Source organism: Micrococcaceae bacterium Sec5.7 (genome assembly GCA_039636785.1).
In the GTDB taxonomy this organism is placed as follows: Bacteria; Actinomycetota; Actinomycetes; order Actinomycetales; family Micrococcaceae; genus Arthrobacter.
This window is the reverse complement of the sequence record CP144169.1, coordinates 2,387,769-2,400,695: the sequence shown is the minus strand read 5'-3', so window position 1 is coordinate 2,400,695 and position 12,927 is coordinate 2,387,769. Positions and strand designations below refer to the sequence as shown.

Below are 12,927 nucleotides of genomic sequence, written 5' to 3'. Positions count from 1 at the left end.
CTACTGTGGCGGGGGCTGGCCTTGGCGTCCGGCAGTGTCCGTACCCCGTCCGAGGTAGGCCGCGGCCAGGGCCGACCGTGAGGTGATGCCGAGCTTGGCGTAGATCCGCGTGAGGTGGTACTGGACTGTCTTGACGGAGACATACAGCTCGGCCGCGGCCTCCTTGTTGCTCAGCCCTGATGCGACGAGATCAGCCACGGACTTCTCCTGTTCCGTCAGGGTGTCCGGCCCGGCGGTGCCGTCCGACGACGTCCTGCCGCTGCCACGATCGCTGGGTCCTGCTGCGGAACTTGCGCCGCTGGCGCGCATTTCGCGGGAGCAGCGGTCCACATAGGCCTGGGCGCCGAGGACGGCGAACAGCTCACGGGCTTCAGCCAGAACGGCGGCTGCTTCCCGCCGCTTTCCAGCGCGACGGAAGGACTGACCGTAGGCGAATTTGATCCGGGCGCGCGCGATCGGCATCGGCAGGCCTTCCAGCTGTGCCAGGCCGCCCAGGAAGCTGGTGCGGGCGGCGTCAAGGTCGCCGGCTGCTGCCTGGATCCGGCCGCGGACGTACGACAGCCGCGCGAGCGTGGAGCGGTGGTTGCGGCGCGCTGCCAGCTCCTCGTGCGGACGGAGAAAGGCATCTGCCTCCTCAACCTTGCCCACCATGACCAGGGCATTGGCGTAATGGTCCTGCCACGGCCAGAATCCGGGTTCGTCGATCCCGCTGGTGCGCTGCATCCGCAACACGGGCATCAAAGCGCGGATGACGCCGTCGTAGTCTGCTTTGGCCTCCGCCACCTGCGCCTGGGCCAGGCAATACGGCAGCAGCATGATGGGATAGCTGTCGCCCGCCGCGGAGCCGCGCTCCAGATGGTGGGCAGCGGCGTCCCAATTGCCGCGCAGGGCATGGATCTGGGCACCGGTCCAGTGCAGCAGCGGCCGCAGCAGGTCAATTTCGGATTCCTCCTGGATGGACACTGCGCTCTCGACGGTCTGCAGGGCGTTGTCCCAGGCTCCCAGTGCCACGTCGGTTCTGGCCAGCCAGGCCTTCGCCCAGAGTGAGATGCGCTGCGAGCCGTGGCCGAATTCCGTGGGCATGGCTCCGGCAAGTTCGGCCCGGGCCTCCTCCACCCGGTCCATGGCCAGATGCAGCCAGCCTTTGCCCATGGCGATGCGCTGGTGCTGTGCGCCGTGGTCCGGTAAGCGCTCCGCGGCCTGGTAACTTCTCTCAGCCTCGGCGTAGCGGCCCATGGCGCCCAGGCCCAGTCCTTCGATGGCCTGTGCTTCCACCACCGACGGGCTGCCCGCAGGGGCAAGGCGCCTGGCCCTGTCCGCCCAGATCACGAGGTCCCGCCCGTTGAACCGGGCCAGGGCGTGCAGGACCTGCCGCTGGCAGATTCCGCCCGCCATCTCGGCGTCGGTGGAGGGATCGACGGCGGTCCACGCCTTATGGAGCAGTGCGTCGGCCTGGGCCGGGTGACCCCGCAGAATGGCGAGATAGCCGCGGACGGCGTCGCTACTTGGACTGGGCGCGAATGAGTCGAGGACGTCGAGAGCGGCAATTGCCCGTGGGAGCTCGCCGGCCCCGACCATGGCATCCACGGCCTTAACAACAAGCGATTCCCGCTCCTGCGTGCGGGGGTTCAGCCGTGCCGCCTGGGCGTAGGCGTCAGCCGCCCGCCGCCAGGCGCCGGTTGAGGCGAAACCGGAGGCAGTCCTCTCGAGTTCGGCGGCCAGGGCGGGATCCGGCAGCAGCGCAGCGGCGGCGCGGTGGTTCAGCCGTTGGACCGGGCCTGTCACGATGCCGGCGGCGGCGGTGTGCAATGCAACGCGGCGGGCTGGTCCGAGCCGTTGGTAGACGGCGGCGCGGAGCACAGGCAGTGGAAATTCCAGCAGGGTTTCCGCGCCAGCCATGTTCAGGCGCAGAAGACCGGCGGTGTCCGCGGCGTCCACGGCTGCCACTGCGTCCATAACGCCTGCAAGTTCCGCGGCGAGCGCCAGCGGTGACCGCGCGCCCAGAATGGCGGCCGCCTCCGTGAGCGCGGCTGCCTCCCGAGGAAGGCTGAGCAGCAAGGCGGCGACCGAGGCGGCATACTCAGCCGGTGCCGGCAACGATTCGGGGCCTGCGGACCAGATCGACGCGGGAAACTCTTCCAACAGCGGCTGGATCAGAGACGGGCTGCCTCCGGTGTGGTCCGTGAGGGAACGCGCCGCGGACCGCGGAAGCCCGGGGCCGGAGTTACCGCGGGACATCGCAAGGACATCATCCGGCGCCAGCGGCCCCAGCGTGATCCTCATGGCACCGGGATACCTGAGCAGGCCGGCATCTGCGGGGTCCGTTCCGCCCCGGCCGGGGGTCACGCACAGGATGGTCAGCAGCGGCAGCGGACCCATCCTGCGCAGTGTGTAAAGGAGTGCCTGCAGCGAAGCAACATCCGCAAACTGGAGGTCGTCAACCCAGAGGATCACCATGCGGTCTGTGCCGCCGGCCAGGGTTGTGAAGGCAGAGAGCAGCGCTTCACCGTGTTGCCGCAGCATTCCCGCAGGGCGGCTCCCGGCGTCGTTGGTCCCCGGCCTGCCCGCTTCCGCGGGGTCCGGGCACCTGGCCAGCAGCTGCTGAACCACGCCGAAGTCCATGGGCCTTTCCCAGACGGCGCCGGCAGCCCTGAGGACGGTGGTACCGGCCGTTTCCACTTCCTGCAGCTGGAGAAAGTTCTCCACGAAGACAGTCTTTCCCATGCCCTGCCCGCCGCTGACGACGGCGAGGGCAGGCACGCCTGAGCGGGCGGACTGCAGCAGGCCCAGCAGCTGCCGGGTCTGTGCCGTCCGCCCGCTCAGGAATGGTCTGTCGACTGTGTCAGGCATGGATCCCAACACTAACCGACGGGTGGCTCACAGGCCCCAGCGTCCGGATCCGTTCGCCACGGTGTCCTTGCTTTCTGTTGCGGCAGCCGGCTGTTCACCAACGGGCTCTCCTGCAACATCCACTGTGGCAGCGGTTGCCTGGGACGTGTGGTGCTTGCGGACGAAGACCGTGACCAGGCCACCGGCCAGCGCTATGGCCAGCGCTATGGCTGCGAACACCACGAATGCCACGTTGCTGGGAGCGTGGGCACTGATCAGGAAGCCGCCCACCAGCGGACCGACAATGCCGCCCAGACGTCCGAACCCTGCACACCATGCCACGCCGGCCGCACGTGCCGGTGTGGGGTAGTAGTTGGACACGAACCCGTAGACGAGCACCTGGGTGCCCAGGCTGCCGACGCCGGCGAATGCGACGGCGATCATCAGCACGGGCAGCGGGAATTCGAACGTCAGCAGGACCAGGGCGGCGGCCGCAATGGCAAACGTCGAGGCAATGATGGCACGCGGCCCGAACCGGTCCGCGGACCGCGACGCGATGAGCCCGCCGATCACGGCGCCCGCGTTGAGCGCCATGAGGAAGGTCAGTGAGTACGTTTTGCCGTAGCCGTGCTGCCCCATGATTTCCGGAAGCCAGGTGTTCAGGCCGTAGGTCAGCAGCAGCCCGCAGAAACTCATGAGTCCCAGCAGGATGGTAGGCGTACGGTATTTCCCGGAGGCGAGGGCGGCAAAACCGGTGAGGGGACGGCCGTCATTGCCGGCTGCGACCGGAGGTGCGGAGCTGGGGATGCCCTTGCCCTTGTCAGCGTCGCTGTCTTCCAGAGGAATGCCGGTCTTCACTGACAGGAGCTCGGCCTGCTCAGTGCGGCCGCGGGCGAGTAACCATCTGGGCGACTCCGGCAGCTTCAGGTATGCCAGCGGGAACAGGATTACCAGGGGCAGGGCACCGATCATGAAGAGGCCGCGCCAGTCGGTGACACCGCCGAGAATGATGGCCAGCAGCGAGGCCAGAAGGCCGCCGGCGGGCACGCCGGAGTAAACAAGCGCATTGTAGAAATTGCGCTTGCCGGCCGGGGCGAATTCGGCCACCACGGCACCGGCAGTGGCTACCAGGGCGCCCACGCCGATCCCCGTCAGGAACCGGAAGAGGCCAAATACCGGAACGCTCGTGGCCATGGCCGTGAAGGTCATGCCCACGGAAAACCAGACGATGTTGATCAGCATAAGTTTCCGCCGGCCAAGGAAATCACCTACCGCGCCCGCCGTGAGTGCGCCCACCATCACGCCCATCAGGGCGTAGCTGCCCAGGGCGCCGGCCTGGGCAGCGTCCAGGGCTCCCAGCTGTGAGGGGTCCCGCAGCAGCGATGAAACAACAGTTCCATATACGACGAGATCGTACCCGTCAAAGAGCAGGGCGGCGGCGGCGATCGCCATCACCCAGCGGACAGTTTTCCTGCGATTTGCATCATTATTCGATGCGGACAGAGCTTTCATAGGGTGCTCCAGTGTCTCGGGCCGCTTCATTGCGGCCGGATGTGGGTGGCTGGGTTGTGCGCCTGCCTGGGGATCAGCCCAGGTCGCCACCGGCAACAGCGAGGACACTGCCGGTGATGTAGGAAGCCTCATCCGAGGCGAGGAACGCGATGGGACCCGCCTGTTCTTCGAGGGTTCCGTATCGCTTCATGAGCGATGAATCGATGGTCTGGTCCACAATCTGCTGGTACCAGGCCTTTTCCGCCTCGCCTTCCGGTTGGGGACCGCGCGCAACACGCCGGGGCGGCGCTTCCGTTCCGCCCGGGGCCGTGGCCACAATGCGGATTCCGTGCGGTGCTGCTTCGAGTGCGAGGGCCGCCGTGATGGCCTTTACTCCGCCTTTGGCTGCAGCATATGGGACACGGTTGACGCCACGGGTGGCAACTGATGCGACGTTGACGATTACACCGCTTTGCTGCGCGATCATGTGCGGAAGTACTGCCCGGCACGTCCAGAGAGTCGGGAACAGGGACCGTTGGATTTCCTTGCTGATCTGTTCCGGCTCGTACTCTTCAAAGGGCTTGGCCCAGATGGTGCCGCCCACGTTGTTGATCAGGACATCAATCCGGCCATGGCGGGCCAGCGCTTCTTCGATGGCGGCGCTGGCGCCGGAATAGTCCTCGAGGTCGGCGGTGATGCCGAACGCGGCAGCGCCTTCCGCCACGAGTTCCGCAGCGGCTTCCCGGACAATCTCGGCGCGGTCCACCAGGATGGCCTCGGCGCCCTCGGCTGCGACCCGGGAGGCAACCGCATTACCGATGCCCTGGGCAGCTCCGGTGACCACCACCACTTTGCCGGCGAAGCGGCCCGGGCTGAGAACCCGGGCCTTGCCCGTGCTCAAGCGCTGGCTCCGGCGAGTGCCTGTTTCGCTGTGGCTCCCACAGCGAAACGCTCATAGTAGAAGTTGGCCGGCGTGATGCCCTGGGTGTCCCAGTACTTGCGGACGGCGTCCACCATGGCGGGCGGGCCGCACAAGTAGACGTCGACGTCGCCGTCGTTGATCTGTCCGGCGGTGATGTGCTGGGTCACGTAACCCTTCTTCTCCGCTTGGCTGGCGGGGTCCGCCACGCAGTAGTCGAAGGTGAAGGATTCGATGATGTCGGCGTAGCGCTGCAGCTTGTCGAGCTCCACCAGATCCTTATCAAAGGTGACGCCGTAGGCCAGGTGCACCGGGTGTGCCGGTGCTTCTTCCAGACCCATCGCGATTTTCTCCAGCATGGACAGCAGCGGTGCGATGCCAGTACCGCCCGCCAGCATCAGCACCGGACGCTTGATGTCGCGCAGGAAGAAGCTGCCCATCGGTCCTGTCAGGGGGATGCTGTCTCCCACAACGGCACGTTCCTTGAGGTACGTGGTCATGGCGCCGTCCGGTGCGGTGCGGATCAGGAAGCGAAGCTGGTCGGCGGAAGGGCCGCTGCTGAAGGAATAAGACCGGGCGAACTCCGTGCCGGGCACGGCGAAGTTCATGTACTGGCCCGGGAGGAACCTGAGGTCGTCCCGGTTTTCCAGCGTCAGGGTGATGGCAGCCGTATTGTCAGCGAACCAGGTCAGCTCGTTGACTGTCGCCTCGAAGGTTGTGGCTCCCACCTTGGCCATCTCTGAGGTACCGGCGATCTGCAGGACAAGGTCGGTTTCCGGAACCATCTGGCAGGGCAGGCAGAAGCCTTTCTCTGCTTCATCTTCGGTGAGGGCCTCATCGATGTAGTCACCGCCGTCGAACTTGCCCGACTCGCAGAAGGCCTTGCACGTGCCGCAGGCGCCGTCGCGGCAGTCAAAGGGGATGTTGATTCGTGATTTGTACGCGGCGTCCGCAACAGTTTCGTTCGGGTTTGCGGTGACAAAACGGGTCACACCGTCCTCAAAGCTGAGGGCAATCTGGTAGTTCATGGGGGGCTCGAATCCAGTCCTAGGGAAATTAGATGTGGTAAATGTCCACGATGTGGTGGATGTAGTCGTTCTTGAGGACCACCTTCTTCTTCGTGATCACGGGCTGGGTGCCGGAGAAGTCGATGGTGTAGAAAGACGTTCCGAAATACGGATCGATGTTCTGATAGCGGTAGTACAGCGTGTACCAGTTGAAGCGCACGTCGACCTGCTGGCCGCGGACCTCCACGATCTCCACGTTGCTGATGTTGTGGCCGGTGCGCGGCTCAGGCAGGCTCGTGGCGCTTGAGCGGTCTGTCTTGATGCGGAAGACGCGGTCTTCAAGGCCGCCACGGTTGGAGTAGTAGATCAGCGAGATCTCGCGCTGCGGATCGCTGGTGAGCTGGTCGTCGTCGGCCCAGGCCGGCATCCAGAACTCGGCCTCGGGGTGGTAGCAGTCCAGCCAGCGGTCAAATTCGCGGTCGTCCAGGAAGCGCGCCTCGCGGTAGAGGAAGGAGCGGATGTCCTCCAGGCTGGCCGGGCTGTCAGCGACGGCAAGCTGGCTGATTTCAGTTGTAAGTGTCATGTTCTTCTCCTCAGGCTCTGTCCGGGCCTAGTTCTGAGCGGCTTCTTCGGCGTCTGCAGCCTTGCGCATGGTCTCCACCCAGTAACCATGCTGGATCGGGTAGAGGCCTTCGTCCTCGGTCCGGGCGCCGCTGGAAATCGGCTTGAGGCCAATGACGCTGGCGTTTTCATTCGCGCCTTCGATCTGGTGTGTCACGCCGCGGCCGAGGTCGTTCCACGGAGCAGCGGTGGCGAGGTAGGTTTTCTGGCAGGAGCGGAACTCCTCCAGATCATCAGGCGTGGCCATCCCGGAGGCGTTGAAGAAGTCCTCATACTGGCGGATGCGGTTGGCACGTGCCTCATCGCTTTCGCCCTTGGGGGCGATGCAGTAGATGGTCACCTCGGTCTTGTCGACAGCGATGGGGCGGAAATGCCGGATCTGGGAGCCGAATTGATCCATCAGGTAGACGTTGGGGTAGAGGCAGAGGTTGCGGGAGATGTTGATCATCCAGTCGGCCTTTTCCACACCGAACTTCTCCACCAGTTCGTCGCGGCGGTCGAAAAGCGGGCGGTTGCTGGGATCGAGCCACTCGGTCCAGAGCAGCAGGTGGCCGTGGTCGAAGGAGTAGTAGCCGCCTTTCTGCCTGGCCCAGCCGCCGGCGTCCATGTTTTTGGTTTCGTTGGCTGATTCGCCGGTGGTCCGGCGTGCGGTGGTGGCAGCGTAGTTCCAGTGCGTGGCCGAGACGTGGTAACCGTCGGCGCCGTTTTCTGCCTGCAGCTTCCAGTTGCCGTCGTAGGTGTAGGTGGAGGCGCCACGCAGGACTTCCAGGCCGTCCGGGGACTGGTCCACGATCATGTCGATGATCTTGGTGGATTCGCCCAGATGCTCCTCGAGCGGCTTCACGTCCGGGTTGATGCTGCCGAAGAGGAAACCGCGGTAGCTCTCGAACCGGGCCACCTTCGTGAGGTCGTGTGAGCCTTCCTTATTAAACTGCTCCGGGTATCCGGCGTCCCGGGGATCCTTGACCTTCAGGAGTTTGCCCGTGTTGTTGAAGGTCCAGCCGTGGAAGGGGCAGGTGAACGTGGTGCGGTTGTCCGTCTTGCGCCGGCACAGCATGGCGCCGCGGTGGCTGCAGGCGTTGATGATTGCATTCAGTCCGCCCTGCTTGTCGCGCGAAATGATGATCGGCTGGCGTCCGATGTACGTTGTGAAGTAGTCGCCCACGTTCGGAATCTGGCTGTCGTGCGCCAGGTAAACCCAGTTGCCTTCGAAAATGTGCTTCATCTCCAGTTCGAAGAGGTCTTCGTCCGTGAAGATGCTTCGCTTGGCGCGGTATACGCCATTCTCCGGGTGCTCCACCAGGGCCTGGTCGAGGTGGGCTCGGATGCCCGCCAGGGTCTCAGTCATGTTGGCTCCTATCGATATCGGGCCGCATTGCCCGGGTTGCCGGGCTTCTCTGCCCGTACGGACCGCCAAACTATCGGTCGGTCAATGGTGAATGCATGCAACTCTGCCACTGCGTGGCGCGCGTCACACTAGGCATTTGCCTAGCCCCGCCTAGGTGCACATTCATATTTGTAAAGTCTCAAAAAGGAACAATTAGGTATTTGTTCAATATCAAAATCAGCCATACGCTGTTGAATCAACAACAAACACGGCAATCCAATCGCGGGACGGACTCACACGACCGTTTGGGCTGCCGACGATGACAAAGGAGAGGGGCGTCAGGACTGTGGAACTGCGTCACTTGCGCTACTTCGTGGTGGTGGCCGACACCTGCCACTTCGGCCAGGCAGCGGAACGCCTCCAGATGGCTCAGCCACCGCTCTCCCAGCAGATACGGCAGCTGGAGGCGGAGCTGGGCGTGGAACTGCTCGCAAGGACGACGCGCAGCGTCAGGCTCACCGCCGCCGGTGAGGCTTTTCTGGCGGATGCCCGGCGTATTCTCGCGGCCGTTGATGATGCGGCCCGGCGGGCCCGCCGCTTTGCCGAAGGGAAAGCCGGCACTCTGCGCATCGGGCTGACTGGCACGGCGTCCTACACCCAGCTTCCGGTTCTGGCCCGGTTGGTCAAACAGCATCTACCGGGCGTCGCTCTGGACATCCACACGGAAATGCTCACTCCAGCGATCGAAACGGCATTGGATACAGGGGAACTCGACATCGGGGTCCTGCGTCCGCCGGTCCGGGAGGACTCGCTGGAATTGCGTCCGATTGCCCGTGAGCAGTTTGTGGTTGCACTGCCGGACGGCCATCGGCTCACGGCGCAGGCATCGGTGACGGTCGGCGAGCTGCGGGGCGAGGACTTCATCATGTACCCGGCAGCTTCCCGGTCGGTGGTCAATGACGCCGTCATCCGTGCATGCAACGCAGCTGATTTTCATCCGCACGTGGCGCACGAATCAACCAAGACCTCAACCCAGCTCTCCCTCGTCGCGGCCGGGCTGGGAGTAGCGGTTTTGCCAGGATCCGTCCGGGGGATTGCGCTTGACGGCGTCCAGTACCGGACGGTGGATGGATCCGATTCAGTGGAACTCGCCCTCGCCTGGCGACGCAACGATGTGTCACCCCTGGTTGACGCATTCCTCGCGGCACTTGAGGACAACGAAATCTTTATCGACCAGACCTATCCCGGAAGGCTCCCGTGAAAATCACCGCTATCGAGGCGATCCCTTTCGCCATCCCCTACACGAAGCCCCTGCGCTTCGCCAGCGGTGAAGTCCACACAGCCCTGCACGTCCTGGTCCGGGTCCATAGCGACGACGACGTGGTCGGCGTCGCCGAAGCCCCCGCCCGGCCCTTTACCTACGGTGAGACACAGGAATCCATTGTGGCGGCGGTCATGACCCTTTTCGCCCCCCGGCTTGTGGGCATGTCCATCATGGACCGCGAGGCCATGCACGCCGTCATGGACAGGACAGTGGGTAACCCCACGGCCAAGTCCGCTATCGACATGGCCGTTTGGGACGTCATCGGCAAGACCCTGGGGCAACCGGTAACAGCACTTCTCGGCGGGTTCGCCGACAGCATGCGGGTGAGCCACATGCTCGGCTTCGCCGAGCCTGCCAGGATGGTTGCCGAAGCCGAGCGCATGCGCGCCAGCTACGGGATCACGACCTTCAAAGTCAAGGTCGGACGGAGACCCTTCAGGCTCGACGTCGACGTCTGCCGCGCCCTGCGCGAGGAGCTCGGTGACGGGATCGAGCTGTACATTGACGGAAACCGTGGCTGGACGGCGTCGGAATCGCTCCGGGCTCTAAAAGCCATGGCGGACCTTGACCTGACCCTGGCCGAGGAGCTCTGCCCCGCGGACGACGTCCTGGGCCGCAAATGGCTCGTTGAGCGCTGCCCCATCCCGTTTGTGGCGGACGAAAGCGCAACGAATCCGGGCCAGGTGACCCGCGAGCTGCTCAACGGTGCGGCCACTGCCATCAGCATCAAGACCGCCCGCACCGGGTTTTCGCACTCCCAGCGGGTGCTGTACCAGTGCGACGGACTGGGAGCAGAGGTTGTCATGGGCAACCAGATCGATGGGCAGGTGGGCACCCTCTGCACCGTCACTTTCGGCGCCGCGTTCAAGTCCACCACCCAGCGGGCGGGGGAACTTTCCAACTTCCTGGACATGAGCGACGACCTCCTCACCGAGCCGCTGGAGATCGTGGACGGCTCCTTGTCGGTGCGCCAGGCGCCAGGAATCGGAATCGAAATCGATCCGGACAAGCTGGCAAGGTACCGCCTCGACCAGAACGACTGAACCCTCCCAACGAACCACCGAACCCAACCACAAATCACGGTGACTGTGCGGCAGCCAGCACCGGAAAACGAAAGCGAGTCGATGATGACAACTGAGCTGAGCGAATTTGACGCCAAGGCGGCCGAATCGGGCGGCCTCGCCACTGAACGCTTCCGCGACAGCGGCAAGACGGCGGCACTTGAGGTCCCCAAAGAACGTGTGTCGCTCCTGGCGAACGAAGTACTTGGCGCCGTCTACGAGACCATCCGACAGCACAAAGTCACTTATGACGAGTTCAATGCCCTGAAGGCATGGCTCATCGGAGTCGGCGAAGACGGCGAATGGCCGCTGTTCATGGATGTCTGGGTGGAGCACGTTGTCGAAGAGGTCTCCACGGAGGACCGGGAAGGCAACAAGGGCACCATCGAGGGCCCGTACTACGTGCCGGCCGCACCTGAGCTGGAAACCCCGGCCACCCTGCCGAAGCGAGAAGATGAAGGCGGCACTCCGTTGCTGTTCCAAGGCCAGGTCCGCGGCGTTGACGGTGCCTCGCTCGGAGGCGCCCACGTGGAGATCTGGCACGCTGATGACAACGGCTTCTACTCGCAGTACGCCCCGGGTCTGCCCGAATGGAACCTGCGGGGAACAGTGGTTGCCGACGCAGAGGGCAACTTCGCGCTGAATACGGTGCAGCCCGCCCCATACCAGATTCCTACCGACGGTGCCTGCGGCAAGCTGATAGCGGCAGCCGGATGGCATGCTTGGCGCCCGGCGCACCTGCACCTGAAGGTTTCGGCTCCCGGCTACCAGCTGCTGACCGCCCAGCTGTACTTCGAAGGGGACCAGCACCTCTCCGATGACATCGCCTCGGCTGTCAAGCCGGAGCTTGTGCTGAGCCCGACCACCCGCGCGGATGCTGCCGGCAACGAGGTCACTTACGACTTCGTGCTGGACGCCGCCAAGTCCTGATCCGACTCTGAGAGAAGGAAGTCCCGTGCTTTTTGCAGTCCGTATGGACGTCAGCATTCCGCAGGACATGGATGCGCAGGCCAAAGCCGAGCTACTGGCCAGGGAGAAGGCCTATTCGCAGGAGCTCCAGCACAACGGCGAATGGCAGAACATCTGGCGCTGCGTCGGCGAATACGCCAACATCAGCATCTTCGATGTGGCCGGCAACGAGCGCCTGCACGAGATCCTCTGGGGGCTGCCGTTGTTCCCGTACATGAAAATGGACATCACGCCGCTGGCACTCCACCCCTCGGACATCGCGCTGGGCTGACAGCCCAAATGGTTGTCCAGGAAGACCCGGTTCAAACCTGAGCCGGGTCTTCCATGGTCCCAGGTGCCCGTCTGCCGCCGTTGGCTGCCAGCACCAGCCGTTCCGCGAGTTCACGGGCGTAGCCGCGGAATTCCTCGGGGGCAAGGATCTCAAAGTCCATGTCCAGTGACGCCAGATGGGCAGCAGGGGTTTCCAGACGGTCCCAGCCGGCGCGCAGGATGGTGGTGTTCTCCCCATCGGCGCTGAGCGTTGCCATCTGCGGGCCGACAAAGGCCGCCACCTCGCGGAGCGGGGCATGGAGGCGGACGACGACGTCGTACCGGTAAGGTGACCGCGTAATTGAGCGCTGGACGTAGGCTGCGAGATCCTTCGCGGGGAGGGGACGCGGGAGGTATTTCTTCCGTTCCGACGGCAGCGACGCGATTCTGTCCGCGCGGAAAGTCCGCCAGTCCCCGCGGTTCACGTCCCAGGCGACGAGGTACCAGCGCTGCCCTGCGGCCACGAGCCGGTACGGCTCCACGAGGCGCCGCCCCGCCGTACCGTCGGCCGTGGTGTAGTCAAAACTGAGCTGCCGGCGGTCCGCGATGGCCGCCGAAGCGGCCGTCAACTTCAGTGGATCCACCGGTGCCGCGTGGGTGGGAAGAGTGGTCACGGAAGCCCTTAGCATGGCAAATTTCGGGCGCAGCCGGGAGGGGAGCACCTGTTCCAGTTTCGCCAGTGCGCGCACCGAGGCTTCGCCGATGCCGGCCACCGGTCCGGCAGCCACGGAACTCAGCCCGAGGGCAACTGCCAAGGCCTCATTGTCATCCAGCAGCAGCGGTGGCAGCTGGGCGCCGGCGCCCAGCTGGTATCCGCCGGCAATGCCGGGGGATGCCTGGATGGGATATCCGAGATGACGCAGTTTGTCGATGTCCCGGCGGATGGTCCGCTCAGTCACCTGCATGCGTTCGGCCAGAGCCGGACCAGTCCACTCGCGGCGGACCTGCAACAGGGACAGGAGCTGGAGGAGGCGGGCCGAGGTCTGGATCATATGACTGAATTTACGCCCTTATGCGGACAGAAACTGTCCGCATAAGAACCTGGCCAACTGGCTGCCGTTTTGGGGCAG

At 64.6% G+C, this 12,927-nt stretch carries 11 protein-coding genes; 4 read left to right on the top strand and 7 right to left on the bottom strand.

The features are described from left to right. From V3C33_11465 to benA, 6 genes are all read right to left on the bottom strand, one after another. Complete coding sequence (locus V3C33_11465; protein XAS66124.1) at positions 1–2,850, bottom strand: AAA family ATPase; 2,850 nt, start codon at positions 2,848–2,850, stop codon at positions 1–3. Between the two features lie 27 nt (positions 2,851–2,877). After that, the gene (locus V3C33_11460; protein XAS66123.1) at positions 2,878–4,341 is read right to left on the bottom strand and encodes an aromatic acid/H+ symport family MFS transporter; all 1,464 of its coding nucleotides are present in this window, start codon (positions 4,339–4,341) and stop codon (positions 2,878–2,880) included. Between the two features lie 73 nt (positions 4,342–4,414). Further along, a complete protein-coding gene (locus V3C33_11455) occupies positions 4,415–5,221 on the bottom strand; it encodes a 1,6-dihydroxycyclohexa-2,4-diene-1-carboxylate dehydrogenase (GenBank protein XAS66122.1) in 807 nt (268 codons plus the stop codon). After that, positions 5,218–6,267: a benzoate 1,2-dioxygenase electron transfer component BenC gene (gene benC / locus V3C33_11450; protein XAS66121.1), complete on the bottom strand. Its 1,050-nt coding sequence runs from the start codon at positions 6,265–6,267 to the stop codon at positions 5,218–5,220. Before benC ends, V3C33_11455 begins: the two co-directional genes overlap by 4 nt. A 28-nt stretch (positions 6,268–6,295) precedes the next feature. Continuing rightward, on the bottom strand, positions 6,296–6,829 hold the full coding sequence (benB, locus tag V3C33_11445) for a benzoate 1,2-dioxygenase small subunit (protein ID XAS66120.1): 534 nt from the start codon (positions 6,827–6,829) through the stop codon (positions 6,296–6,298). Positions 6,830–6,856: 27 nt separating this feature from the next. Continuing rightward, positions 6,857–8,215 (bottom strand): benzoate 1,2-dioxygenase large subunit, encoded by a 1,359-nt coding sequence (gene benA, locus V3C33_11440; protein XAS66119.1) that lies wholly within the window; start codon positions 8,213–8,215, stop codon positions 6,857–6,859. A 298-nt stretch (positions 8,216–8,513) separates the two neighbouring features. Between benA and V3C33_11435 the strand changes: the two genes are divergently transcribed. The 4 genes from V3C33_11435 (at position 8,514) to catC (ending at position 11,819) form a co-directional block, all read left to right on the top strand. After that, positions 8,514–9,455, top strand: a complete 942-nt coding sequence (locus V3C33_11435) for a LysR family transcriptional regulator (protein XAS66118.1) — start codon at positions 8,514–8,516, stop codon at positions 9,453–9,455. Further along, positions 9,452–10,561 carry an enolase C-terminal domain-like protein gene (locus tag V3C33_11430; protein ID XAS66117.1) on the top strand — a complete coding sequence of 370 codons (1,110 nt, stop codon included), beginning with the start codon at positions 9,452–9,454 and terminating at the stop codon, positions 10,559–10,561. The genes V3C33_11435 and V3C33_11430 overlap by 4 nt, the downstream gene beginning before the upstream one ends. An 84-nt stretch (positions 10,562–10,645) precedes the next feature. Then, positions 10,646–11,509 carry a catechol 1,2-dioxygenase gene (gene catA, locus V3C33_11425; protein XAS69726.1) on the top strand — a complete coding sequence of 288 codons (864 nt, stop codon included), beginning with the start codon at positions 10,646–10,648 and terminating at the stop codon, positions 11,507–11,509. 25 nt (positions 11,510–11,534) lie between these two features. Continuing rightward, complete coding sequence (gene catC, locus V3C33_11420) at positions 11,535–11,819, top strand: muconolactone Delta-isomerase (protein ID XAS66116.1); 285 nt, start codon at positions 11,535–11,537, stop codon at positions 11,817–11,819. Positions 11,820–11,850: 31 nt separating this feature from the next. On the opposite strand, the gene V3C33_11415 is transcribed toward catC, so the two are convergent. Further along, a complete protein-coding gene (locus tag V3C33_11415; GenBank protein XAS66115.1) occupies positions 11,851–12,849 on the bottom strand; it encodes a YafY family protein in 999 nt (332 codons plus the stop codon). Between the last annotated feature and the right edge of the window lie 78 nt (positions 12,850–12,927).